This is a genomic window from Microbacterium sp. CCNWLW134 (assembly GCF_037083565.1).
Classification (GTDB): domain Bacteria; phylum Actinomycetota; class Actinomycetes; order Actinomycetales; family Microbacteriaceae; genus Microbacterium.
The window spans coordinates 586,693-611,276 of record NZ_JBAOJU010000001.1 but is presented as its reverse complement, the minus strand read 5'-3'; the positions used below and the strand labels follow the sequence as shown (position 1 = coordinate 611,276).

Annotated in this window: 21 protein-coding genes; 13 read left to right on the top strand and 8 right to left on the bottom strand. The window is 69.6% G+C overall.

Annotated features, from left to right (window positions below):
• Positions 1-60 precede the first annotated feature (60 nt).
• The 6 genes from ptsP to V6S02_RS02810 all read left to right on the top strand — a co-directional run bounded on the left by ptsP (position 61) and on the right by V6S02_RS02810 (position 6,904).
• Entirely contained in the window at positions 61-1,707 is a 1,647-nt protein-coding gene (gene ptsP, locus V6S02_RS02835) for a phosphoenolpyruvate--protein phosphotransferase (protein ID WP_442927914.1), read from the top strand.
• Positions 1,704-3,260: a PTS mannitol transporter subunit IICB gene (locus V6S02_RS02830; RefSeq protein ID WP_240638797.1), complete on the top strand. Its 1,557-nt coding sequence runs from the start codon at positions 1,704-1,706 to the stop codon at positions 3,258-3,260. Before ptsP ends, V6S02_RS02830 begins: the two co-directional genes overlap by 4 nt.
• A 110-nt stretch (positions 3,261-3,370) precedes the next feature.
• Positions 3,371-3,808: a PTS sugar transporter subunit IIA gene (locus V6S02_RS02825; RefSeq protein WP_240638796.1), complete on the top strand. Its 438-nt coding sequence runs from the start codon at positions 3,371-3,373 to the stop codon at positions 3,806-3,808.
• Positions 3,805-4,959, top strand: coding sequence for a mannitol-1-phosphate 5-dehydrogenase (locus tag V6S02_RS02820; protein WP_336399795.1), 1,155 nt, complete (start codon positions 3,805-3,807; stop codon positions 4,957-4,959). The genes V6S02_RS02825 and V6S02_RS02820 overlap by 4 nt, the downstream gene beginning before the upstream one ends.
• 69 nt (positions 4,960-5,028) lie before the next feature.
• Positions 5,029-5,841 carry an alpha/beta hydrolase gene (locus V6S02_RS02815; RefSeq protein ID WP_336399794.1) on the top strand — a complete coding sequence of 271 codons (813 nt, stop codon included), beginning with the start codon at positions 5,029-5,031 and terminating at the stop codon, positions 5,839-5,841.
• Positions 5,842-6,061: 220 nt separating this feature from the next.
• Positions 6,062-6,904 (top strand): type IV toxin-antitoxin system AbiEi family antitoxin domain-containing protein, encoded by an 843-nt coding sequence (locus V6S02_RS02810; RefSeq protein WP_336399793.1) that lies wholly within the window; start codon positions 6,062-6,064, stop codon positions 6,902-6,904.
• A gap of 114 nt (positions 6,905-7,018) precedes the next feature.
• On the opposite strand, the gene V6S02_RS02805 is transcribed toward V6S02_RS02810, so the two are convergent.
• The 8 genes from V6S02_RS02805 to V6S02_RS02770 all read right to left on the bottom strand — a co-directional run bounded on the left by V6S02_RS02805 (position 7,019) and on the right by V6S02_RS02770 (position 16,633).
• Complete coding sequence (locus V6S02_RS02805; protein ID WP_336399792.1) at positions 7,019-8,134, bottom strand: adenosine deaminase; 1,116 nt, start codon at positions 8,132-8,134, stop codon at positions 7,019-7,021.
• Positions 8,135-8,166: 32 nt separating this feature from the next.
• The gene (locus V6S02_RS02800) at positions 8,167-9,477 is read right to left on the bottom strand and encodes a thymidine phosphorylase (RefSeq protein WP_336399791.1); all 1,311 of its coding nucleotides are present in this window, start codon (positions 9,475-9,477) and stop codon (positions 8,167-8,169) included.
• Positions 9,474-9,887 carry a cytidine deaminase gene (locus V6S02_RS02795; RefSeq protein WP_240638833.1) on the bottom strand — a complete coding sequence of 138 codons (414 nt, stop codon included), beginning with the start codon at positions 9,885-9,887 and terminating at the stop codon, positions 9,474-9,476. The genes V6S02_RS02800 and V6S02_RS02795 overlap by 4 nt, the downstream gene beginning before the upstream one ends.
• Before the next feature lie 71 nt (positions 9,888-9,958).
• Complete coding sequence (locus tag V6S02_RS02790; protein WP_124292691.1) at positions 9,959-11,254, bottom strand: ABC transporter permease; 1,296 nt, start codon at positions 11,252-11,254, stop codon at positions 9,959-9,961.
• On the bottom strand, positions 11,251-12,615 hold the full coding sequence (locus V6S02_RS02785) for an ABC transporter permease (RefSeq protein WP_336399790.1): 1,365 nt from the start codon (positions 12,613-12,615) through the stop codon (positions 11,251-11,253). The genes V6S02_RS02790 and V6S02_RS02785 overlap by 4 nt, the downstream gene beginning before the upstream one ends.
• A complete protein-coding gene (locus V6S02_RS02780) occupies positions 12,612-14,144 on the bottom strand; it encodes an ABC transporter ATP-binding protein (protein ID WP_336399789.1) in 1,533 nt (510 codons plus the stop codon). The genes V6S02_RS02785 and V6S02_RS02780 overlap by 4 nt, the downstream gene beginning before the upstream one ends.
• 80 nt (positions 14,145-14,224) lie before the next feature.
• Entirely contained in the window at positions 14,225-15,337 is a 1,113-nt protein-coding gene (locus V6S02_RS02775; protein WP_336399788.1) for a BMP family lipoprotein, read from the bottom strand.
• Positions 15,338-15,517: 180 nt separating this feature from the next.
• Positions 15,518-16,633, bottom strand: a complete 1,116-nt coding sequence (locus V6S02_RS02770) for a mannose-1-phosphate guanylyltransferase (RefSeq protein ID WP_124292687.1) — start codon at positions 16,631-16,633, stop codon at positions 15,518-15,520.
• Positions 16,634-16,872: 239 nt separating this feature from the next.
• Between V6S02_RS02770 and sdhC the strand changes: the two genes are divergently transcribed.
• The 7 genes from sdhC to V6S02_RS02735 are packed head-to-tail and all read left to right on the top strand — an operon-like array spanning position 16,873 to position 24,564.
• Positions 16,873-17,304, top strand: a complete 432-nt coding sequence (gene sdhC, locus V6S02_RS02765) for a succinate dehydrogenase, cytochrome b556 subunit (RefSeq protein ID WP_141937552.1) — start codon at positions 16,873-16,875, stop codon at positions 17,302-17,304.
• Positions 17,304-17,756 (top strand): succinate dehydrogenase hydrophobic membrane anchor subunit, encoded by a 453-nt coding sequence (locus V6S02_RS02760; protein WP_336399787.1) that lies wholly within the window; start codon positions 17,304-17,306, stop codon positions 17,754-17,756. Before sdhC ends, V6S02_RS02760 begins: the two co-directional genes overlap by 1 nt.
• 49 nt (positions 17,757-17,805) lie before the next feature.
• Complete coding sequence (sdhA, locus tag V6S02_RS02755; protein WP_124292684.1) at positions 17,806-19,611, top strand: succinate dehydrogenase flavoprotein subunit; 1,806 nt, start codon at positions 17,806-17,808, stop codon at positions 19,609-19,611.
• Positions 19,611-20,417, top strand: coding sequence for a succinate dehydrogenase iron-sulfur subunit (locus V6S02_RS02750; RefSeq protein ID WP_235014665.1), 807 nt, complete (start codon positions 19,611-19,613; stop codon positions 20,415-20,417). Before sdhA ends, V6S02_RS02750 begins: the two co-directional genes overlap by 1 nt.
• A gap of 58 nt (positions 20,418-20,475) precedes the next feature.
• Positions 20,476-21,699, top strand: coding sequence for a YihY/virulence factor BrkB family protein (locus V6S02_RS02745; protein ID WP_336399786.1), 1,224 nt, complete (start codon positions 20,476-20,478; stop codon positions 21,697-21,699).
• Positions 21,700-21,750: 51 nt separating this feature from the next.
• Positions 21,751-22,608 carry an exodeoxyribonuclease III gene (locus V6S02_RS02740; protein WP_240638793.1) on the top strand — a complete coding sequence of 286 codons (858 nt, stop codon included), beginning with the start codon at positions 21,751-21,753 and terminating at the stop codon, positions 22,606-22,608.
• 54 nt (positions 22,609-22,662) lie between these two features.
• On the top strand, positions 22,663-24,564 hold the full coding sequence (locus V6S02_RS02735; RefSeq protein ID WP_336399785.1) for an NHL repeat-containing protein: 1,902 nt from the start codon (positions 22,663-22,665) through the stop codon (positions 24,562-24,564).
• Positions 24,565-24,584 lie beyond the last annotated feature (20 nt).

Genomic DNA, 24,584 nt, shown 5'->3' with positions numbered 1-24,584 from the left:
CGTTCCGAGATCCGCGGCGTCGGGATCGGTCTTGGCGTCGCGCAGGGCCCGGTGGCCCGCATGGCCGAGCCGCTGCCCGCCCCCGCCGACGAGCCGAGCACGATCGGCGAGGCCGCCGAACGGGAGCGCGTCGACGAGGCGGTGGCCGCGGTCGCCCGCGAGCTCGAGGAACGCGCCGAGCAGGCCGGCGGCGCGGCGCAGGACGTGCTCGAGGCGCAGGCCATGATGGCCGAGGACCCGACGCTGTCCGACGAGATCGGCACGCGACTGGCCGACGGAAAGACCGGCGAGCGCGCGGTGTTCGAGGCGTTCGCCGCGTTCCGCGAGCAGCTCACCGCCGTCGGCGGCTACCTCGGCGAGCGCGCCGCCGACCTCGACGACGTCGCCCAGCGTGTCATCGCGCGGCTGCGAGGCGTGGCGGCTCCGGGTGTGCCCGAACCGGGTCATCCGTTCGTCCTCGTCGCGAAGGACCTCGCCCCTGCCGACACCGCTCTGCTCGATCTCGACCAGGTGCTCGCGCTCGTGACCACCGAGGGCGGACCCACCTCGCACACCGCCATCCTCGCCCGCGAGAAGGGGATCGTCGCCATCGTCGGCGCCGCCGGCGCCGCCGCGCTCACCGAGGGGCAGAGCGTGATCGTCGACGCCGCCGCCGGCGTCGTCACCGCCGACCCGACCGACGACGAGCTGCAGCGCGCACGCGTGCGCGCCGACGCCCGCGCGAACGCGGCGTCCGCGCCGATCACCAACGGCGCCCTGGCCGACGGCACACCCGTGCCGCTCCTGGCGAACCTCGGCAAGCCCGAGGGTGCCGCCGAGGCCGTGGCGCTCGGCGCAGAGGGGGTGGGACTGTTCCGCACCGAGTTCCTCTTCCTCAGCGCCTCCTCGGCGCCGACGGTCGAGCAGCAGCGGACGTCGTACGAGCAGCTCCTCCGGGCGTTCCCCGGAAAGAAGGTCGTCGTGCGCGTGCTCGACGCCGGAGCCGACAAACCCCTGCCGTTCCTCAACGACGCGCACGAGGAGAACCCCGCCCTCGGGCTCCGGGGTCTGCGCGCGCTCCGCGCGAGCGAGGACATCCTGCGCGAGCAGCTCACGGCGCTGGCAGAGGCGGATGCCGCGACGAGGCGCTCCCCCGAGGGCCCGGCCGATCTGTGGGTCATGGCGCCCATGGTCGCCACCGTCGAGGAGACGGCGTACTTCACGGCGCTGGCGAAGGAGTACGGCATCCGCACCGCGGGGGTGATGGTGGAGGTGCCCTCCTCGGCGCTCCTCGCCGACCGCGTGCTCGCCCACGCCGACTTCGCCTCGATCGGCACGAACGACCTCACCCAGTACACCCTCGCCGCCGACCGTCTGCTCGGTTCGGTCGCGGGGTTCCAGGACCCGTGGCATCCGGCCGTCCTCCGCCTCATCCGTGAGGTGGGCGACGCCGGCCGCGCACACGGCAAGCCTGTGGGGATCTGCGGCGAAGCCGCTGCCGACCCCCTGCTGGCGGTCGTGCTGGTCGGGCTCGGCGCGACGAGCCTGTCGATGGCGCCGAGCGCCCTCGCGGACGTGCGCGCCACCCTCCTGCAGTACACCCTCGACGACGCACGCGCGATCGCCGAGGCAGCCCTCGCCGCGGATGATGCCGCGGCAGCCCGAGATGCGGCCCTCCTCGCCACCCAACGCGGGGCCGCGACCACAACGAAGGAGACACAGCAATGACAACGACGTCTGCACCGGCGCGAAAGTCCGGAGGGGTGCGGGTCGGCGTTCAGCGTTTCGGAACGTTCCTGTCCGGCATGATCATGCCGAACATTCCGGCGCTGATCGCCTGGGGCATCTTCACGGCGTTCTTCATCGAGGTGGGCTGGACGCCCAACGCCGACCTCGCGACGATCGTCGGACCCTTCATCCACTACCTGTTGCCGATCATCATCGCCTACACCGGCGGCACCATCGTCTACGGCGTGCGCGGCGGCGTGGTCGCCTCGATCGCCGTGATGGGCGCCATCGCCGGGTCGGACAAGCTGATCGCCGACATCAACGCGACCCTCCCCGCCGACAACCAGCTCGGCCAGGTGCACATGTTCATCGGCGCGATGATCATGGCGCCGCTGGCGGCCTACACCATGAAGTGGCTCGACAGCCTGTGGGACGGAAAGATCCGCGCCGGCTTCGAGATGCTCGTGAACATGTTCTCGGCCGGCATCTGGGGCTTCGTCATGGCCGTCGTCGGGTTCTACCCCATCGCGTGGCTGGTCAACGGCCTCATGACCACGCTCAGCAACGCCGTGGACTTCCTCGTCGAAGCGAACCTCCTGCCACTGACGAGCATCATCATCGAGCCGGCGAAGGTGCTCTTCCTCAACAACGCCATCAACCACGGCGTGCTGACACCGCTCGGCATCCAGCAGGCCGACGAGCAGGGCTCGTCGATCCTGTTCCTCCTCGAGGCCAACCCCGGCCCGGGCCTCGGCCTGCTGCTGGCGTTCGCGATCTTCGGACTCGGCGCCGCCCGCGCGTCGGCCCCGGGCGCCGCGATCATCCAGTTCTTCGGCGGCATCCACGAGGTCTACTTCCCCTACGCGCTGATGAAGCCGGCCGTCATCCTGGCCCTCATCGCGGGGGGTATGACCGGTGTCACCACCAACATGCTCCTCGGTGGGGCGCTTCGGGCGCCGGCTGCGCCCGGAAGCATCATCGCGGTGATGCTGCAGACCGCGAACGGCGCCTACTTCGCGGTCATCCTCTCGGTCATCCTCTCGGCGGGAGTGACATTCCTCATCGCCGCCGTCATCCTCCGAGCTTCGCGCAAGCGCGACCTCGAGGCCCTCGCGGCGACCGACGACGCCTTCGGCGCGGCGATCACCCAGACCGAGGCGGCCAAGGGCAAGTCCTCCGACGCGCTGTCCAACCTGCGCGGCGGGGCGGCCACCCAGGCCGGCGGCGGCGTGGAGCCGGCGGTCATGACCGAGCGCGAAGTGAAGAGCATCGTGTTCGCCTGCGACGCCGGCATGGGCTCCTCGGCCATGGGCGCCAGCGTCCTGCGCAACAAGATCAAGAAGGCCGGCATCGAAGACGTGACCGTGGTCAACAAGGCCATCGCCGCGCTCGACGATTCGGCCGACCTCGTGATCACGCAGAACCAGCTCACCGACCGCGCGCGGCGCCAGACACCGGGCGCGATCCACGTGTCGGTGGACAACTTCATGAACTCGCCGCGGTACGACGAGGTCGTGGAATTGGTGCGCGATCAGCACAAGGATGGTGCGTGAGCATCTGATCGACCCGGATGCCGGGGGCCGGCGCGTGGACGCGCGGCTCCCGGCATCCGTCATCCACACCGCGACAACGACGTACGACGAGACGAGCGAAAGGCGAAATCATGGCACGTGAGGTCCTCACCCCCGGGCAGGTCCGCATCCACTCCGGCAGCGCGACCCGCGAGGAGGCGATGCGCGAGGCCGCCGAGATCCTCGAGTCGGTCGGCGCCGTCACCGGCGCCTACTTCGATGCGATGCAGCAGCGCGAGCAGACGGTCTCGACCTACATGGGCAACGAGCTGGCGATCCCGCACGGCACCAACGAGACGAAGGACACCATCCTCGAGTCGGGCCTCTCGGTCGTGCGCTACGACGGCGGCGTCGACTGGGGCGGCGAGCAGGTGACCTTCGTCATCGGCATCGCCGGCAAGGGCGACGAGCACCTCGAGATCCTCTCGCGGATCGCGCTGCTGTTCTCGGAGGAGGATGACGTGGCGCGACTGAAGGCGACCTCGACCGCGCAGGAGCTCTACGACGCCGTCGCGGCGGGCGTGGAATGAAGGCGGTCCACTTCGGCGCCGGGAACATCGGGCGGGGCTTCGTCGGACTGCTGCTGCACGAGGGCGGCTACGAGGTGGTGTTCTCCGATGTCGCGGGGCCGCTCGTCGACGCCATCAACGCCGTGTCGGAGTACACCGTGCACGAGGTCGGTGAGGGCGGGCGCGACCACGTCGTCACGGGGTTCCGGGCGATCAACAGCGCCGAGCATCCCGACCAGGTGATCGAGGAGGTCGCGGGCGCGAACGTCGTGACGACGGCGGTGGGTCCGACCATCCTGCGCTTCGTCGCGCCGCACCTCGTGGCGGGTCTCGCGCTGCGCGATCCGTCGTCGCCGCCGCTGCAGATCATGGCCTGCGAGAACGCGATCAACGCCACCGACCTGCTCCGCGACGAGATGGTCGAAGCGGCGGGTGAGGCGTGGGCGGCGCTGGAGCAGCGCGCGGTGTTCGCCAATACCGCCGTCGACAGGATCGTGCCCGAGCAGCCCGCGGGCGCGGGGGTCGATGTCACCGTCGAGCCGTTCTTCGAATGGGCGATCGAGCGGCATCCCTTCGGTGACGACCCGCCCGCGATCCCCGGGGCGCACTTCGTCGACGACCTCGCCCCGTACATCGAGCGGAAGCTGTTCACTGTCAACACCGGGCATGCCGCGACGGCGTACTTCGGCGCGCAGGCGGGTGTCGAGCGGATCGCCGACGCCCTCGCCGACCCGGCGACCGCCGCGCGGGTGGCGGCGGCGCTCGAGGAGACCTCGGCGGTGCTGATCGCCAAGCACGAGTTCGCCCCCGAGGAGCTGGCGGAGTACCGCGCGACGATCCTCGCGCGCTTCGCCAACCCCGCACTGCCCGATCACGTGCGCCGGGTCGCGCGGCAGCCGCTGCGGAAGCTCTCGCGCAACGAGCGGTTCGTCGGGCCGGCGGCCGAAGCGGCCGAGCGGGGGCTCTCAGTGGAGGCGCTCGTCGCGGCCATGGGGGCGGCGCTCGCGTTCGACGACCCCGACGACCCCCAGGCGGTGGAACTACAGGCGATGCTGCGGGAGCAGGACGCCGACGCGGTGACGGCTGCGGTGACCGGGCTCGAGCGGAGTCATCCTCTGTACGCGCGCGTGCGCGACGCGGTCGCCGCGCGGCAGGCGGCGCTCGCGGGCTGACCTGCGGCGCCGTGCGGCTGCGGGCGTCGGGCGTGGGCCGGGGGGCACGGGCGGCGGTACGCTCGGGGGGTGTCATCCGGGTCTTCCGACAGGGCTGCAGACGAGTCGTCCGAATCGTCTGATGCGGCGCCCCGCCCGCGGCGCCGGTGGCGGCGCGTGCTGGCGTGGGTGCTCGGCTCGATCGGCGTGCTGCTCCTCCTCGCCGTCGGCGGCCTCGTCGTCTGGAGCCAGGTCGGGGTGATGCAGGCCGAGGCCGGTCCGCTCGCCGAGGTGCAGAGCGATCCCGGCATCCGGTTCACCGACACCTCGACGGCCGTCATCCTCGAGCCGTCCGACGGGCCGGGAGAGGTCGGCCTCGTCTACATCCCCGGGGCGAAGGTCGAGGCTGCGGCGTATGCGGCGACGATGGCGGACGTCGTGGCCGAAGACGGAGTGACGGTCGTCATCACCAAGCCCTGGCTGAACCTGGCGTTCTTCGATCTGCGGCCGCTGTCGAGCTTCACCGACCTGGTGCCCGGCGTCGACGAGTGGATCGTCGGCGGGCACTCGCTCGGCGGCGTGCGGGCGTGCCAGCTCGCCGGCGACGCCGACGCGCTCGCACTGTTCGCGTCCTACTGCGCGGGCGACGTCTCTGACTCGGATCTGCCCGTCATCAGCATCGCGGGCAGTGAGGACGGGCTCTCCACCCCCGAGAAGATCGCAGAGGCGCGGCCGCTGCTGCCCGAGGACGCGCTGATGACCGAGATCGAGGGTGCCAACCACGCCGCCTTCGGCGCCTACGGCCCGCAGGCGGGCGACAACGAGGCGTCGATCACGCTGCCGGAGATGCGCGCGGAGCTCGCGGGGCTGCTGGCCCCCTTCGTCGACGCCCTCCCCCGCTGACCGCCCGCCCGCCGCGGCCGGGGTGTCCCGAACTCCTGCACAACGTCACTGGCGGGCCCCGAATGACTCTCCCGTCACCGTACGAGGTCGATTCTGCAGGAGTGAGGGACACGGGCCGGGTCGCACCCACCCCTCCTGCACAGCGAAGTGAACCGCGCACCCTGTCCACGGATCGCCCGCGCGACGACCCGCAACGGGTCCGCGCCCGTGGAATGGACGTGTGGTCGACTCCTACCTCGCCTCGTCGCAGGTTCTTTCCGCGACCTTCCTCAGTACGCAGGGACTCGCCCAGCGCGGGCTCGACAAGCGGATGATCCGGCGGTTGGTGACAGAGGGACGGCTCATCCGGCTGCGCAGGGGCCGGTACGCCGATCCGCGCTGCCACCCGCACATCCTCGACGCCGGACGCGCCGGACGCCGCCTCGATTGCGTCTCGCTTCTCGCCACCCTCGGCGTCTTCGTACGGGAGCGCCCAGAGTTGCACATCCAGTTCGACCGCGCAGCCAGCCGCATCCCTCCGCGCCGGCACGACGTCACCGCTCACTGGCGAAACGGCGGAAAGCCCTCCGACGAGCTCTGCGCCGACCTGATCGGGGCGCTGGCCCAAGCGGTGAAGTGCCAGTCTCCACGGGACGCGATCGCCACCCTCGACAGCGCGTGGCACCTCGGCGTGGTGGATGAAGCGGGGATAGCCGAGGTGTTCCGACGGCTCCCCCGTCGCTACCAGGCGCTCCGACGACTCCTCGATCGTCGTATGGAGTCGGGGCCCGAGACGCTGGTCCGCCTGATTCTGCGAGGGCTCGGGTGCAAGGTCGACGTCCAGGTGCAGATCCCCGGCGTGGGCCGGGTCGACTTCGTCGTCGACGGATGGCTCATCATCGAGTGCGACAGCAAGGCTCACCACGACGGGTGGGATGCTCAGCGGCGAGACCGGCGCCGCGATATCGCTGCTGCCGCACTCGGTTACACGACCATTCGCCCCATGGCCGAAGACCTTCTCTACGCCTACGACGCCACGGCGACCGCCCTCCGAGCCATCGTTCTCACGCGCCGGACGCGGTGACGCATGTCCCTCACTCCTGCTTATGGCGTCCCGACAGGCCGAAATCCGGGGTTTCGGGCCCCGGCCGGGGATTCTGCAGGAGTTGGGACACCGGCACGCGGCCCGCCGCCGCGCCTAGCGGTCGAAGCCGTCGGAGATGAGGTCGATCAGCTCCTCGCGCTGCTCCACGGGGAGGAACGCGCCCGCGGCGGCGTTCATCTGGAACGCCTCGAGGTCGTCGAGTCCGTAGTCGAAGGCCTCGGCAAGGAGCGCGAGCTCGCGGGTGAGCGAGGTGCGGCTCATGAGCCGGTTGTCGACGTTGACCGTCACCGCGAAACCCAGCTGGTAGAGCAGGTCGAACGGGTGGTCTTCGAGGTCGGTGCCCCACCGCTGGATCGCACCGGTCTGCAGGTTCGACGACGGCGACAGCTCCAGCGGGATCTCGCGGTCGCGCACCCACCGGGCGAGGTCGCCGAACTCCACGAGCACCTCTTCGCCCGACCGCTGCACGATGTCGAGGTCTTCGGCGATGCGCACGCCGTGCCCGAGACGCAGGGCGCGGCCGTCGATGAGCGCCGACCGGATGGACTCGAGCCCCGCCGCCTCGCCGGCGTGGACGGTGACGGGGAAGAACTGGCCGGCGAGGTAGTCGAACGCCTTGCGGTGCCGCGACGGGAGGAAGCCGTCCTCGGGGCCGGCGATGTCGAACCCGACGGCGCCGCGCCCGCGCCACTCCACCGCGAGCCGCGCGATCTCGTGCGAGCGGTCGGTGTGGCGCATGGCGGTGATGAGCTGCCCGACACGGATGTCGCGTCCGGCGTCGGCGGCGAGATCTTCGCCCTCTTCGATGCCGTCCTGCACCGCCTCCACGACCTCGTCGAGGGTGAGGCCGCCGCCGAGGTGCTGCTCAGGCGCCCACCGCACCTCGCCGTAGATCACGCCGTCGGCGGCGAGGTCCTCGACGAACTCACGGGCGACGCGCGTGAGGCCCTCGCGGGACTGCAGCACCGACAGGGTGACGTCGAAGGTCTTGAGGTACTCCACGAGCGACCCCGAGTCGCTCTTCTCGGCGAACCACTCCCCGAGCGCCTCGGCGTCGTCCTCGGGCAGGTCGACGTCGGCGTCGTCGGCGAGCTCCACGATCGTGGCGGGGCGCAGACCGCCGTCGAGGTGGTCGTGCAGGGAGATCTTGGGCAGGCTCCGCAGAGACACACCCTCCAGCTGGGCGTCACCGTGCTGATCGATGGCCATCGTGTTCCTCCGGGGGTTGGGCGGGCGGCGAATCAGATCGAGTCGGCGGTGATGCGTTCGCGAACGAGGGATGACGCGGCGGGCGCGTCTTCGCCAATGTCCCACGCCCCCTCGATGGCGTCCAGTGCCCGGGCGAAACGGGCCGGATCATCGGCCGAGAGGGTGAAGACGGGTGCGCCTTCGGCGACCTCGTCGCCGGGCTTGACGTGCAGGTCGATACCGGCCGCGTGGATGACGGCGTCCTCGGCCCGGGCGCGGCCCGCTCCCAGGCGCCAGGCGGCGATGCCGAAGGGCAGCGCCTCCATGCGGGTGACGATGCCCCCGCGCGGCGCGGTGACGGTGTGCGTCTCGCGTGCCGTGGGGAGTGCGGCGTCGGGGTCGCCGTCCTGGGCGCGGATCATCGCCCTCCAGACGTCCATCGCCCGACCGTCCTGCAGGGCGGCCGCCACGTCGGCATCCGGCTGACCGGCGAGGGCGAGCATCTCGCGCGCCAGCGCGACGGTCAGTTCGACGACGTCGGCAGGGCCCCCACCGGCGAGCACCTCGACAGACTCGCGCACCTCGTTGGCGTTGCCGATCGCAAGACCCAGCGGCGTGTTCATGTCGGTGAGGAGTGCCGTGGTCGCCACGCCCGAATCGGTGCCGAGTCCGACCATCGTGCTCGCGAGCTCGCGGGCTCGGTCGATGTCCTGCATGAACGCGCCCGAGCCGAACTTCACGTCCAGCACCAGCGCGGCCGTCCCCTCCGCGATCTTCTTGGACATGATGCTCGATGCGATGAGCGGGATGGCCTCGACGGTCCCGGTGACATCACGCAGTGCGTAGAGGCGCTTGTCCGCCGGCGCCAGGCCCGAGCCCGCGGCGCAGATGACCGCTCCGACGTCGCGCAGCTGCGCGTGGAGTTCGTCGTTCGACAGCGCGGCGCGCCAACCGGGGATCGACTCCAGCTTGTCGAGCGTGCCACCGGTGTGCCCGAGCCCGCGGCCCGAGAGCTGCGGAACAGCCACGCCGAAGGCCGCGACGAGCGGCGCGAGGGGGAGGGTGATCTTGTCACCGACGCCGCCGGTGGAGTGCTTGTCGACGGTGGTCTTGCCGAGACCCTCGAAGCTCATCCGCTCGCCGGAGGCGATCATCGCGTCGGTCATCACGCGGATCTCGTCCCGCGACATGCCGTTGAGCAGCACCGCCATCGTGAACGCCGACATCTGCGCGTCCATGACGTAGCCGCGGGTGTACGCATCGATCATCCATCGCAGCGCGTCCTCGGAGACCGGCTTGCCGTCGCGCTTGGCGCGGATGACATCGACGGCGTCGAAGGGCTCGGGTGCGGCAGCACCGCTCATCGCGCCGACTCCGACTCGCGGTTCGGCCGCGCCTCGAGATCGCGCGGACCGAAGGCATCGGGCAGTACCTCGTCGATGGTACGGATGCCCGAGACGGTCTCCAGCAGCATCCCGGGGATCGCGTGCTCGAACAGCAGCTGCCGGCAGCGACCGCACGGCATGATCGTCTCACCCTCGCCGTTGACGCACAGGAAGGCGACGAGCTGACCGCCGCCGGACATGTGCAGCTCCGACACCAGCCCGCATTCCGCGCAGAGGGTGACGCCGTAGGAGGCGTTCTCGACGTTGCACCCCGCCACCACGCGCCCGTCGGAGACGAGCGCCGCCGCGCCCACGCGATAGCGCGAGTACGGTGCGTAAGCCCGCGATGCCGCCTCGTTGGCGACGGTCCTCAGGTGGTCCCAGTCGATATCGACCGGGACCTGATCGTCATGGTCGTCGGATGACGCGTCCCAGCCGCGTCCGGATCGTCGTGCCACACTCACCCCTTGATGTACGGCTTGCCCGCCGCCGCAGGTCCGCGCACCTGGCCGGCGAAGCCGACCACCGCCAGGACCGTCACGACGTACGGCAGCATCGCCATGAATTCCGACGGGATCGGCGATCCCAGGTTGGTCAGCAGCGTCCGCAGGTTCGTGGCGAACCCGAACAGCAGCGCCGCCAGAGAGGCCTTCACCGGATCCCAGCCGCCGAAGATGACGGCGGCCAGCGCGATGAATCCGAGACCTCCGGTCATCTCCTTGTCGAAGGACCCCACCGAGCCGAGCGTGAAGTACGCGCCGCCGATGCCGGCCACAGCGCCGGCGAGGAGGACGTTCCAGAAGCGGGTCGGGTTCACCCGGATGCCGACGGTGTCGGCGGCCTGCGGATGCTCGCCGACCGCGCGAAGGCGCAGACCCCAGCGGGTCTTGTACAGGCCCCACGCCACGAGCGGGACGGCGATGTACATGATGTAGACGATCAGCGTCTGATTGAAAACGACCGGTCCGATGACGGGGATGTCGGAGAGGAACGGGATCGCCCAGCGCGGGAAGCGCGGCGGGGAGTTCAGCGCCTCGGAGTTGGGGGTCAGCAGCGCCCCGTGGAGGAAGCTCGTGAGGCCCGTGATGAGGACGTTGAGCACCACACCGACGATCACCTGATCGACGAGGTACTTGATCGAGAACGCCGCGAGCACCGAGGCCACGAGCGCGCCGGCCAGCATCGCCGCGACGAGCCCGAGGAGGAACGAGCCGGTGATCGACGCGACGATCGCCGAGGAGAACGCCGCGAAGAGGAACTGGGCCTCGATCGCGACGTTGACCACACCCGCGCGCTCGCCGATGACACCGCCGAGCGCGCCGAACACCAGCGGTACCGACAGCGAGACCGCCCCGAAGAGCAGACCCGTCACCGGGACCAGTCCGTCGGCGGCCGACCACGTGAGGAAGGCGAACACGGCCACGAACGCGAACACGATCGGGAGCCAGAGCCCCGGGCGCCGGTAGGTGTAGGCCGCCCACACCGCGTACGCGGTCATGATGACCATCAGGACGACGCAGACGGCGACGGTGGCGAACGTCGGCAGTCCGATGTCCCCGAGGTCGACCGACGAGGTGCGGTCGCCCAGTCGATACGTGCTCACCCCGTCGCGCGGGAACGCGAAGGCCATGATGCCGATGAGGACGGTGGCGACGGCGAGCGAGATCGCGAGCTTCCAACGCCGCTGGCGCACGGTCTGACGGGTGATGACCTCGTCGGCCTCGGCGGGGGCGGGGTTCACGGTCGCGGTGCTCATGCGCTCACCTCCTCCTTGCGTGCGGGTGCGGACGTGTTCTTCGCAGCGGCCTTCGCGGCTCGGCGCGCTCGCCGGCCGGCCGAGAGCTCACCGGGGTCCTTCGGGAGGAAGAAGATCGTCCTCACCAGGGGCGGTGCGGCGATGAAGAGCACGATGAGCGCCTGGACGACCACGACGATGTCGACGGGAATCCCCTCGGAGACCTGCATCGTGAAGCTGCCGGCCTTCAGGGCTCCGAACAGGATGCCGGCGGCGAAGACGCCCCACGCCCTGCTGCGACCGAGCAGGGCGACGGTGATCGCGTCGAAGCCGATGCCCGCATCGATGCCGTTGCCGAAGCCGCTGGTGATCGTCCCCGAGATCTGATTGACCCCGGCGAGCCCGGCCAGTCCGCCGGCGAAGGCCATCGCGTAGATGATGATGCGCTCGACGTTGATGCCGGCCGCGCGCGCAGCGAACGGGTTCTCTCCGACCGCGCGCATGCGGAAGCCGAGGCTCGACCGCTCGACGAGCCACCAGACGAAGACCGTCGCGGCGATCGCGACGATGAATCCCCAGTTCACCGTCAGCGGCGCGCCGAACAGGCTCGGGAACTGCGCCGAGGCGGGGGTGGGCGATGAGATCGGCTGCGACCCGCCGGGACGCTGCAGCAGACCCGGGGTGTTCAGCAGCCAGGAGAGGAAGTAGAACGCCACGAAGTTCAACATGATCGTGAGGATCACTTCGTTCGCCCCGGTGCGCGCTTTGAGGAGACCCACGAGGCCACCCCAGATCATGCCGCCCACGATGCCGGCCGCGATCGTCAGCGGCAGGTGGATGAACAGCGGGGCGCTGATGCCGGTGGCCACGAACGCGGCGGTCGTCACGCCGATGAGCATCTGACCGCGGGCGCCGATGTTGAACAGGCCGACGCGGAAGGCCAGTCCCACGCCGAGGCCTGCGGCGATCAGCGGCGTGGCGAAGTTCAGGGTGTCGGTGATCGGCTTGATCGCGCGGACGAACGTCTCCGCCTCGTAATTCCAGATCGCGCCCCGGAACAGCGCGGCGTAGGCGCCCGCGACCGCATCCCAGATGGCGACGAGGGTGTCCTGGGGGCGAGCGAAGAAGTAGCCCGACGTCCGCTGCACCTCGGGGTTGGTGAAGGCCACGAGCACGCCGCCGATGAGCATCGCCAGCACGATCGCCAGCACCGTCGCGACGGCGTTGCTGCGCAGGATCTCGCGGATGATCTGGTTCTGCCGTGGGGGCGGCGGGATCTCGGCGACCGGCGTCTGCACGCCCGGTTCGCCCTGCGCCGTGCGGGTGATCCCGGGATCGACGCCGGGACCGAGGTTCGTGCCCTCGGGGGGAAGACCGCTCATGCCGACACCCCCTGGGCGGGAACGGCCTCGGCGGGCAGCTCGCCCGCCATCATCAGGCCGAGGGTCTCACGCGGGGCGTCGCCGGGCACGATCCCGACGATCTTGCCGCGGTACATCACCGCGATGCGGTCGGCGAGGGCGGAGACCTCGTCGAGTTCGGTGGAGACCACGATCACCGGCACCCCCGCGTCGCGGGTGGCGACGATGCGCTTGTGGACGAACTCGATCGATCCCACGTCGATGCCGCGGGTCGGCTGCGAGGCGACGAAGAGGCTCAGGTCGCGACTGAGCTCGCGGGCGAGCACCACCTTCTGCTGGTTTCCCCCCGAGAGCCGCCCGGCGGCGAGGTCGGGACCCTGGGTGCGGATGTCGAACTCCGCGATCCGTTCCTCGGCGAATGCGCGCAGCACGCCGCGACGAAGGGTCGCCGCGGAGAAGAAGGGAGCGCCGCTGGAACGGTTGAGGATGAGGTTGGCGGCGACGCTGAACTCGCCCACCAGGCCCTCCACCTTGCGGTCCTCCGGGACGAAACCGACGCCTTCGTCGATGATGTGCTTGACCGACTTGCCGGTGAGCTCGCGGTCGTTCAGGCGGATGGAGCCCGAGACCTTGCGCTGAAGGCCGATGATCGCCTCGGTGAGCTCGGTCTGACCGTTGCCCTGCACCCCGGCGATCGCGAGGATCTCGCCGGGCCGCACCTCGAAGCTGACCCCGTCGACGACGATCTGGTCGTGATCGTCGAGCACGCGGAGGTTGTCGACGACCAGTCCGCCGGGAGCGGGCTGAGCCGGCTCCTTGTGAACGGTGAGCTCGACGGCGCGACCGACCATGAGGTTCGCGAGGTCGGCGTTGGTGGCGGTGGGCTCGGCCTCCCCCACGATCTTCCCGAGACGCATGACCGTGATGCGGTCGGCGACCTCGCGGACCTCACGGAGCTTGTGGGTGATGAAGACGATCGCCGTGCCGTCATCGCGCAGCTGGCGCATGATCGCCATGAGCTCGTCGGTCTCCTGCGGCGTCAGCACCGCGGTCGGCTCGTCGAAGACGAGCACCTTCGCGTCGCGCGAGAGCGCCTTGATGATCTCCACACGCTGCTGCGCGCCGACCGGAAGGTCGCCGACCAGCGCGTCGGGGTCGATCTGGAAACCGAACCGTGCCGCCACTTCGCGGACGTGGGCGCGGGCCTTGTCGAGATCGAGGGCGCCGGCGAACCGGGTGTCTTCATGGCCGAGCATGACGTTCTCGGCGACGGTGAAGACGGGGATGAGCATGAAGTGCTGGTGCACCATGCCGATTCCTGCGGTCATCGCGTCACCGGGTCCGGTGAAGTGCTGCACCTCGTCGTCGAGGAGGATCTCACCTTCATCGGCGGTGTAGAGGCCGTAGAGGACATTCATGAGAGTCGATTTGCCGGCGCCGTTCTCGCCGAGCAGGCAATGGATCTCTCCGGGCTTGACCACCAGGTCGATGTGGTCGTTCGCCACGAGGGCGCCGAACCGCTTGGTGATGCCCCGAAGTTCGAGCGTCATAGCCGCCAATCTAATCGAGTCGTGAGGCGGCCGGACAGATGCACGCATCTGTCCGGCCGCCGGTGTGTTTCGAAGAGGTGTTACGGCGATGCAGGCGAACGGGCGTCGATCGACCCGTCGATGATGCCCGCGCGGATCTCCTCCAGCTCGTCCGCGAGCGCCGGGTCGACGAGCGACTCGAAGTCGTGGAACGAGGAGATGCCGACGCCGTCGTTCTCGAGCGTGCCGATGAACGGGGTCGGGTCGAACTCGCCGTTCGCCGCCTCGGTCGCGGCTTCGCTCACGGCGACGTCCATGCCCTTGAGCACGGACACCAGCAGCAGGTCGGCGACGCTCGGGTCGGTCTCGTACACGTCGGCGTCGACACCGAGCAGCGCGATGTTGCCGCCCGAGTCACGGATCGCCTCAGCGGCCGACTGGTAGATCGGGCCACCGACCGGCAGCAGCACGTCGGCGCCCTGGTCGATCAGACCCTGCGCGACCTGCTTGGCGGTGTCGTTCGCGAGGAACTCCTCGGTGAACTGGCCCTCCTGGGTCTCCATGTCCCAGCCGACGACCTGGACGTCCTCGCCCTTCTGCTCGTTCCAGTACTCGACGCCCATCTGGAAGCCGTCCATGAAGATGGTCACCGGCGGGATCTTGGCGCCACCGAAGGTGCCGACGATGCCGGACTCGCTGTACGACGCCGACGCGTAGCCGGCGAGGAACGCGGCCTGCGCGGTGTCGAAGACGAGCGGCTTGATGTTCGGGGCATCGGTCTCGCCGTCGAAGTCGTTGTCGGCGTAGTCGTCGATGATCGCGTACTCGATGTCGGGGTTGGCCAGAGCCGCCTCGACGGTGGGAGCCGAGAGCAGGAAGCCGACCGAGACGATGAAGTTGCAGCCCTCGGCGGCGAGGTTGTCGAGGTTGGCGGCGTAGTCGCTCTCGGACTGCGACTCGGTCGTCGCGATCTCGAAGCCGAGCTCCTCGGATGCGGCGGTCAGGCCTTCGAGGCCCAGCTGGTTGAACGACTTGTCGTCGAACCCGCCCGCGTCGGAGACCATGCAGGCCTTGAAGTCGGACGTCGCCTCGCCCCCACCGGATGCTTCTCCGGACGGCGCTGCTTCGGGTGCGGCGCCGCAGCCCGCCAGGGCCACGAGCAGGCCCGCGGCGGCGGCAGCGCCAGCGAGCTTCTTGGTGCGTGAGATGGTCAACTCAGCCTCCACATCGATGCCCCGCGTCCTTCACGGGGACTGCACAAAGTTACCTACTGTGACAGCGCACGGGTAGACGTGCTGAGCCCGGCGTACCCAAAGGTTACAAAGACGCAATCTGCGCGTGACCAAAAGGCCGGATGCCACGCTTCCGCGCCCGTCGGGCGGCCCCTCATCGGGTCAGAGGACGTCGCCGCGTCCGGTGAGCTTCAGGGCGTCGACGACGCCCTTCACGCGCTGCGCGTTCTCGCTGGTGGTGACCAGCAGCGCGTCGTCGGTGTCGACGATGACGATGTCCTTGACGCCGATGACGCTGATGATCCGTTGGGTCTGCGAGACGACGATGCCGCTGGAGGTATCGGCGAGGATCCGGGCGTTCTCACCGAGGATCGCGAGGTCGTTGCCGCGTCCGTGCGAGTTGAGCTTGGTGAGGCTGGCGAAATCGCCCACGTCGTCCCAGTCGAAGTGACCGGGGATGACGGCCAGGCGCCCCGCCGCCGCCGCGGGCTCGGCGACGCTGTAGTCGATGGCGATCTTCTCCAGCGTCGGCCACACCCGGTCGACGACGGGCCCCCGGCGTTCCCGGTCGTCCCACGCTTCGGCGAGTTCGATCAGCCCGGCGTGGAGCTCCGGACGGTTCTCCTCGATCGCGGCGAGAAGCACATCGGCGCGCGAGATGAACATGCCGGCGTTCCACAGGTAGGAGCGGTCGGCGAAATACTCCCGCGCGGTGTCGAGGTCGGGCTTCTCCACGAAGCGCTCGACGAGGGCTGCCTCGGGCGCCCCCTCGACGATGAGCTCGGAACCCTTCTTGATGTAGCCGAATCCGATCGACGGCTCCGTCGGCTGGATGCCGAGGGTGCAGATGTATCCCTCGCGCGCGACGGCGATCGCCTGCCGGACCCCCCAGTCGAACAGGTGGGTGGGGCGGATGACGTGGTCGGCGGCGAACGAGCCGATGATGACGTCGGGTTCGCGGCGGACGAGGATGGCGGCGGCGAGGCCGATCGCCGCCGTGGAGTCGCGGGGTTCGGACTCGAGGAAGACGTTCTTGTCGGGAATGCCCGGGAGCTCGCGCTCGACGGCGGCGCGGTGAGCGCGCCCCGTGACCACCGCGATGCGGTCGGATCCGCTCAGCGGCTCGAGCCGGTCCCAGGTGTCGCGCAGCAGCGTCTGCCCCGATCCGGTGAGATCGTGGAGGAACTTGGGGGCGTCGGCCCGCGACAGCGGCCACAGCCGGCTGCCGATGCCGCCGGCGGGGATCACGGCGTAGAAGTCGGCGATGGGTTCAGGCATGGCGACAGGGTATCCGGCCCGTGTTTCCGATGCGGTCTCGCAGCGCCACGGCGAGCCGGTCCGGAGGGCCCGAGGCGGCATCCTCTTGTCTCGATATCGAGACAGTTAGGTTCGCCTCATCGCCGCCCGAAGACCTCCCGCCATAGGATTGCGGTGCGCCCGTGTGACGCCGTGAGGGCCCCGTGTCCCGCGAGGGGCAATGCCTGCCCCGCACCGTGTTCGACCCAGGGAGGACGACCGTGTCAGCACCAGCACGCGTCACACCGACGGTTTCGGAGACCACCTCGACCGTGCCACGCGGAACGCTCTACCGCGGCCGTGAGGGCATGTGGTCATGGGTGCTTCACCGCATCACCGGCGTGGCCATCTTCTTCTTCCTGCTGGTGCATATCCTCGACACCGCGCTCATCCGGGTCTCCCCCGAGGCGTACGACGCGGTCATCGGCACCTACAAGAACCCCGTCATGGGCGTCGGCGAGGTGGCTCTCGTGGGAGCGATCGCCTACCACGCCTACAACGGGCTGCGGATCATCCTCGTCGACTTCTGGAGCTGGGCCACCCGCCACCAGCGGCAGCTGTGGTGGGGCGTCCTCGGCCTCTGGGTCGTGACGATGCTCGCCTTCACCCCGCGACACCTGATCAACGTCTTCGCCGAGCTCGGAGGGAACTGATGACCACCGACCTGCTCGCCGCACCCCGCAGCCCCCGCTCGGCCACCCAGCGCCGCCGCGGCAACCTCGAGAAGTGGGGCTGGATCTACATGCGCGCCTCGGGCGTGCTGCTGATCGTCCTCATCTTCGGGCACCTCTTCGTCAACCTGATGGTCGGCGAGGGCATCCGCGGCATCGACTTCGCCTTCGTCGCCGGTAAGTTCGCCACCCCGTTCTGGCAGTGGTGGGATGTCGCGATGCTCTGGCTCGCGCTCATCCACGGCACCAACGGCATGCGCACGATCGTCAACGACTACGTCGCCAACGAGACCACCCGCAGGGTCCTCGTCTACGGCCTCTGGGCATCCGCCGCCTTCCTCATCCTCCTCGGCACCCTCGTGGTGTTCACCTTCGACCCGTGCCTGGGCCTGAGCAGCACCAGCGCCGACTGGCTGCAGGAGCTGTGCGCCTGACCGGCGCTGCGGTTCACGGCCCTCTCACCAGAACGGAAGACATCCTCCAGTGAGCACGCAGACCTCCGACAGCGTCGTTCGCGACGGCGTCCACTACCACCAGTTCGACATCGTCATCGTCGGCGCCGGCGGCGCCGGCATGCGAGCGGCGATCGAGGCGGGTTCGGGTGCGAAGACCGCTGTCATCTCCAAGCTCTACCCCACGCGCTCGCACACCGGTGCGGCCCAGGGCGGGATGGCCGCGGCCCTCGCCAACGTCGAAGAGGACTCGTGGGAGTGGCACACCTTCGACACCGTCAAGGGCGGCGACTACCTCGTCGACCAGGACGCGGCCGAGATCCTGGCCAAGGAGGCCATCGACGCCGTCATCGACCTCGAGAACATGGGCCTGCCCTTCAACCGCACGCCCGACGGCAAGATCGATCAGCGCCGATTCGGCGGTCACACCGCCGACCACGGCAAGACCCCCGTGCGCCGCGCGTGCTACGCCGCCGACCGCACCGGGCACATGATCCTGCAGACGCTGTTCCAGAACTGCGTGAAGCTCGGCATCAACTTCTTCAACGAGTTCTACGTCCTCGACCTGCTCACCGTGAAGGACGCCGAGGGCAAGACCCAGACCGCCGGCGTCGTCGCGTACGACCTCGCGACCGGTGAGCTGCACGTGTTCCACTCCAAGGCCGTGGTGTTCGCCACCGGCGGTTTCGGCAAGATCTACAAGACGACCTCCAACGCCCACACCCTCACCGGTGATGGTGTCGGGATCGTCTGGCGCAAGGGCCTCCCGCTGGAGGACATGGAGTTCTTCCAGTTCCACCCCACCGGTCTCGCCGGTCTCGGCATCCTCCTCACGGAGGGAGCACGCGGCGAGGGAGCGATCCTCCGCAACGTCAGCGGCGAGCGCTTCATGGAGCGCTACGCCCCCACGATCAAGGACCTCGCACCGCGCGACATCATCAGCCGTTGCATGCAGCAGGAGGTCGCCGAGGGCCGCGGCGCCGGCCCCAACCGCGACTACGTGCTGCTGGACTGCACGCACCTGGGCGCCGAGGTGCTCGAGACGAAGCTTCCCGACATCACCGAGTTCGCCCGCACCTACCTCGGTGTCGACCCGGTGGTCGAGCCGGTGCCGGTGATGCCGACGGCCCACTACGCCATGGGCGGCATCCCCACCAACATCAAGGCCGAGGTGCTGGCCGACAACGACACCGTCGTGCCGGGCCTGTACGCCGCGGGCGAATGCGCGTGCGTGTCGGTGCACGGCTCGAACCGTCTCGGCACCAACTCCCTGCTCGACATCAACGTCTTCGGCAAGCGCGCCGGTCGCTACGCCGTCGAGTACGCCGCGACCGCCGACTTCGTGCCCCTCCCCGACGACCCCGCCCGCGGCGTGCGCGAGATGATCGAGGGCCTGCGCAACAACGCCGGCACCGAGCGCATCTCGGTGCTGCGCAAGAAGCTGCAGGAGGAGATGGACAAGGGCGCCCAGGTGTTCCGCACCGAGGAGTCGCTCGCCCACGTCCTCGACGTCATCGCCGATCTGCGCGAGCGCTACAAGAACATCCACGTCGACGACAAGGGCAAGCGGTTCAACACCGATCTGCTCGAGGCGGTCGAGCTCGGCTTCCTCCTCGACATCGCCGAGGTGGTCGTCGTCACGGCGCGCAACCGCAAGGAGAGCCGCGGCGGCCACATGCGCGACGACTTCCCCACGCGCGACGACGAGAACTACATGCAGCACACGATGGCCTACCTCACGGGCGACCCCACCTCGTCCCACGCCGACGACCACATCACGCTCGGGTGGAAACCCGTGGTCATCACCCGCTACCAGCCGATGGAGAGGAAGTACTGATGTCGACGGTTCTCGACACTCGGACGGATGCCGCAGGCGATCGCGTCGCGGACGGAGAAGACCGCGTCGAGCAGGCGCCCGAAGACACCGGCATCCAGTCGTTCCTGGTCACCTTCAACATCCGCCGCTTCGATCCCGAGGTCGATGATGAGCCGCGCTGGGTCGACTACGACGTAGAGCTGTATTCCACCGACCGTGTGCTCGACGCCCTCCACAAGATCAAGTGGGAGGTCGACGGCTCGCTGACCTTCCGCCGCTCGTGTGCGCACGGCATCTGCGGATCGGACGCGATGCGCATCAACGGCCGCAACCGCCTGGCCTGCAAGACCCTCATCAAGGACCTCGACATCTCGCAGCCGATCTACGTCGAGGCCATCAAGGGTCTGCCGTTGGAGAAGGACCTCGTGGTGGACATGGAGCCGTTCTTCGCCTCCTACCGCGAGATCAAGCCGTTCCTCATCGCGAACTCGACGCCCGAGCCGGGCAAGGAGCGCATCCAGTCGATCGCGAACCGCGAGATCTTCGACGACACCACCAAGTGCATCCTGTGCGCCGCGTGCACGTCGTCGTGCCCGGTGTTCTGGACCGACGGGCAGTACTTCGGCCCCGCCGCGATCGTCAACGCCCACCGGTTCATCTTCGACTCGCGCGACGACGCCGGGGATGTTCGTCTGGACATCCTGAACGACAAGGAGGGCGTGTGGCGCTGCCGCACCACCTTCAACTGCACCGAGGCCTGCCCTCGCGGCATCGAGGTCACCAAGGCCATCGCCGAGGTGAAGCAGGCGGTCCTGCGCGGGCGCTGACGTCTCCGAGGGGCGACCGCGACGACTCCGCGGGCGCACCCCTCGATACAGTGGGCCTGTGACCAGAGGAGCGGATGACGCCGGGCGCGCCGATCCGGATGCCGGGTCGTCGCCGACGTCGACGGCCTCGCGACGATGGTCGGACACCGAGGGCCGGTTGCGTGAGCGCTTCGATGTTCCCCTGACGCGGGCAACCGAGCTCACCCGACGAACACTGGCCTGGTTTCCCGTGCGCGTCTGGCGCCACTTCCTGCAGCACAACGGCTTTCTCCTCGCCGCCGGCGTGAGCTATCAGTCCCTCTTCGCGATCTTCGGTGTCATCTACCTCGCCTTCGCGATCGTGGGGCTGTGGCTCGGCGCGTCGAGCGCCGCGATCCAGCGTGCGATCGAGATCATCAACGAGTACATCCCGAACCTCATCAGTGAGAACGGGCTCGTCACGCCCGAGCAGGCGGAGGATGTGGCCAACCAGTCGGCAAGCGCCCTCGGGATCACGGGTGCGATCGCGCTCGTCGTGGTCATCTGGACGGCGATCGGATTCATCACCTTCACCCGCCGCGCGGTGCGCGACATCTTCGGGCTGCCCTTCGATCGACGACCGTACGTGCTGTTGAAGGCCCGCGACCTCGTCGCCGCCGTCATCTTCGGCGTCGCCCTGCTGGCGGGGGCTTCGCTCAGCAGCGTCGCGGTCTGGGCGTTGGAGGGGGTCTTCGACCTCCTCGGCCTCGCGGCGCTGAGCACGGTGACGGATCTGCTCACCCGACTTCTCTCGCTCAGCGTCTCCTTCGCGATCAACGCCGCCGCTCTCGCCGCGCTCATCCGCTTCCTCACCGGCGCCGCGCTCGGCTGGCGGCGCATCTGGCCGGGGGCGATGCTCGGTGGTGCGGCGATCGTGGTGCTGCAGATCGGCGCGGGTCTGCTGCTGCGCTACACCCCTTCCAATCCGCTGTTGACGACCTTCACGGTGTTCATCGGGTTCCTGCTCTGGTTCCGCCTGAACAGCATCGTGATCCTCGTCGCGGGTGCGTGGATCGCCGTGGCGGCCGCCGACCGCAACGTCGCTCTCGCCGAGCTGAGCGAAGAGGAGCGTCGTCTGCACGAGCACGAGGCGCTCGTCGTCGCCGCGCGCGTCAGGGTGCGAGAGGCCCAGGAGGATCTGGCGACGGCGCCGTGGTTCCGACGGTGGAACGCGGCACGCACGCTCCGACGTGCCGAGGAGGATCTCGCCTTGCTGGAGGCGTCCCCTCCCCCACCGGTCAAGCGCTCGCTGCTGCTCGAGTGACTCCGCCGCGCACCGGCCCCGATGTCGGAGGCGCCGGTTAGGCTGGCGGGCGTGTCTCGCCGGGTTCGTATCGCCACTGTCAACGTCAACGGCATCCGTGCCGCCGTCCGCAAGGGGATGACCGAGTGGTTGGCCGACGCCGACGTGGACGTCCTCGCCCTGCAGGAGGTGCGGGCGACGGCCGACGAGCTGGGGGCCGCGCTGCCCGGCTGGCAGATCGTGAACGAGGAGGCCGTGGCCAAGGGCCGCGCCGGAGTGGCGATCGCGACCAGGGAGCCGGCGGCGGCCGTTCGCCGCGGACTGGGCCCCGACGACGACGACCGCACGGAATGGGCCGGGCGGTGGATCGAGGCAGACCTCGACATCGACGGCGAGCGCCTCACGGTCGTCAGCGCCTATGTGCACAGCGGTGAGGCCGACACCCCGCGTCAGGAAGCGAAGTGGGCCTTCCTCGACGCCATGGAGGCACGGATGCCGCAGCTCGCCGCATCGTCTCCCCTCAGCCTCATCATGGGTGACCTCAATGTCGGACACCGCACCCTCGACATCCGCAATTGGAAAGGCAATGTGAAGAAGGCCGGCTTCCTCCCGCGGGAGCGTGCCTACTTCGATCGGTTCACCGGGCCCGCAGGAGAGGAGATCACCGCGAATGACGGCTCGGTGGGCACCGGGCTCGGCTGGGTGGATATCGGGCGCCGCGCGGCCGGCGAGGTCGACGGCCCCTACACCTGGTGGTCGATGCGCGGGCGGGCCTTCGACAACGACGCAGGGTGGCGGATCGACTACCACCTGGCGACGCCCGCGCTCGCGGAGCGGGCGAGTGACTATCGGGTGGTGCGCGCGCCGTCGTGGGATACGCGGTGGAGCGATCACTCACCGGTCGTCGTGGACTACACGCTCGGTCTCTGACCGCGCCGGGTGGACGGGTGTCTCGCTAGACTGCGCCTGACGATCGGGGGATCGATGGCGCGGCGCCCACACATCCTTGTCTTCGCGGCGGCTCTGGGGCTCTCGGCCTTCGTCGTCTCAGCCTGCACCGGGGCTCCTCCGGCGGACGCCTCCTCCCTCACGGGTGGGATCTCCCCCGTCGTCGACGGCGTCGATGCCTCCGGCTGGGAGGTCACGGCGTGGGAGATCGCCGACGCCGAGGCGCGCGAGGTCGCGTCGGCCACCGCCGGAGCGGACGGCGCCTTCACGCTGGACCTCGCAGACGACACCCGCCGCCCGATCATCGTCGACGCGCGCCCGGCCGGGGCTGAGGCGCCGCTGCTGGCCGGGGTGATCGCCGAGGACACCACCGATGTGACGCTCAACGAGCGGACGACGGTGGCCGCAGGCTACGGCATGGCGCAGTTCTTCAGCGACGCGCAGCCGTCGGGCGAGGAGATGCCGCTCGCCAACGCGGCCGCGATGGCGGCCAATCTCGCCGATGTCGCCACCGGCGAGTACGGCGAGGTGCTCACCTCGTCGCCCAACGGGTCGGAGACCGAGGCGCTGGCGACCTTCACGTCCCTGACCGCGATGCTGTCGGCGTGCCTCACGGAGGAGGCGGCGTGCGTGTCGCTCTTCGAGACGGCTGCGGGGGCGTCGCCGGTCGCCTCGGCCGCCGCCGCCTTCGCCGCCATCGCGCGCGACCCGTCGGCCGAACCCGATGCGCTGTTCGATCTCGCCCAGGAAGCCGCGGGCGCGGAACCGGGACTCTCCGATCCCCCCGCGGCCTGGACGCTCGCCCTGCGCTTCGACGGTGACGGGCAGTCCCTCGACGGTCCGGGGAACTTCGCGATCGACCCCCGCGGTCACATCTGGATCAACAACAACTACGAGTACGGCGACGACCCGACGGTGCCCGTGTGCGGCAGCGACGAGATGTTCGAGTTCGCCCCCGACGGGGAGCTCGTCGGCACCTACAGCGGCGGCGGACTCAGCGGCTCGGGGTTCGGCATCGACTTCGATGCGCAAGGCCGGCTGTGGCTGAGCAACTACGGCTTCGCTGCGCCCGAGCCGGGGTGTCCTGCCGACCAGCAGCCGCTGCACAACAGCATGACGCTCTTCGACGACGGCGAATTCCTCTCTCCCGACACGGGCTTCACGCAGGGCGACCTCAGCTGGCCGCAGGGGATCGAGGTCGCCCGAAACGGCGACGTCTGGATCGCCAACTGCGGCAACGACACCGTCGCGGTCTATCCCGACGGCGACCCCGAACAGGCGCGGAACCTCGGAAGCCTCGGTCTGGAGCAGCCCTTCACGGTGATCGACAACGGTCAGCTCCTGTTCGTCAGTGCGATGGTCAACAGCGCCGTCGCCGTGGTCGACCGCGACGGCACGCCGATCGCGGGGTCGCCCCTCACCGGGCCGTTCGACCGTCCGATGGGACTGGGCAGCGACGCGGCGGGCAACGTCTGGGTGGCCAATTCGGGCGGGATCAGCCTCCCCTGCCCCGACCGGGTCGAGGAGGGCCGGGGTGTGCCGTCCGTGACGATGATCGCACCCGACGGCTCGACCACGGCAGGTCCCTTCACCGGGGGTGGCGTGGTGCTTCCCTGGGGTCTCGCGGTCGACGGTGTCGGCAATGTCTGGGTGGCGAACTTCGACGGTCAGCGGGTGTCGGCGTTCTGCGGGGCCGATCCGTCGGTCTGCCCGCGCGGGCTCGACACCGGCGACGGGATCTCCCCGGATGACACCGGCTACGCCTTCGACGGGCTCACCCGCAGCACCGGCATCGCGGTCGACCCGTCGGGGAACGTCTGGGTGATGAACAACTGGGAACAGGTGCCCCAGCAGACCAACCCCGGGGGCCACCAGATCGTCGCCTTCGTCGGTGCGGCGCCACCCGTGCCGGTCGCGGCCTTCGCCGACGGCGGGTGACACAGGGCGCCTAGGATTGA

Coding starts and splice junctions, on each gene's coding strand:
- ptsP (WP_442927914.1), top strand. CDS start 61: ATGGCCGAGCCGCTGCCCGCCCCCGCCGACGAGCCGAGCACGATCGGC.
- V6S02_RS02830 (WP_240638797.1), top strand. CDS start 1,704: ATGACAACGACGTCTGCACCGGCGCGAAAGTCCGGAGGGGTGCGGGTC.
- V6S02_RS02825 (WP_240638796.1), top strand. CDS start 3,371: ATGGCACGTGAGGTCCTCACCCCCGGGCAGGTCCGCATCCACTCCGGC.
- V6S02_RS02820 (WP_336399795.1), top strand. CDS start 3,805: ATGAAGGCGGTCCACTTCGGCGCCGGGAACATCGGGCGGGGCTTCGTC.
- V6S02_RS02805 (WP_336399792.1), bottom strand. CDS start 8,134: ATGGCCATCGATCAGCACGGTGACGCCCAGCTGGAGGGTGTGTCTCTG.
- V6S02_RS02800 (WP_336399791.1), bottom strand. CDS start 9,477: ATGAGCGGTGCTGCCGCACCCGAGCCCTTCGACGCCGTCGATGTCATC.
- V6S02_RS02790 (WP_124292691.1), bottom strand. CDS start 11,254: ATGAGCACCGCGACCGTGAACCCCGCCCCCGCCGAGGCCGACGAGGTC.
- V6S02_RS02785 (WP_336399790.1), bottom strand. CDS start 12,615: ATGAGCGGTCTTCCCCCCGAGGGCACGAACCTCGGTCCCGGCGTCGAT.
- V6S02_RS02780 (WP_336399789.1), bottom strand. CDS start 14,144: ATGACGCTCGAACTTCGGGGCATCACCAAGCGGTTCGGCGCCCTCGTG.
- V6S02_RS02770 (WP_124292687.1), bottom strand. CDS start 16,633: ATGCCTGAACCCATCGCCGACTTCTACGCCGTGATCCCCGCCGGCGGC.
- V6S02_RS02760 (WP_336399787.1), top strand. CDS start 17,304: ATGACCACCGACCTGCTCGCCGCACCCCGCAGCCCCCGCTCGGCCACC.
- V6S02_RS02750 (WP_235014665.1), top strand. CDS start 19,611: ATGTCGACGGTTCTCGACACTCGGACGGATGCCGCAGGCGATCGCGTC.
- V6S02_RS02735 (WP_336399785.1), top strand. CDS start 22,663: ATGGCGCGGCGCCCACACATCCTTGTCTTCGCGGCGGCTCTGGGGCTC.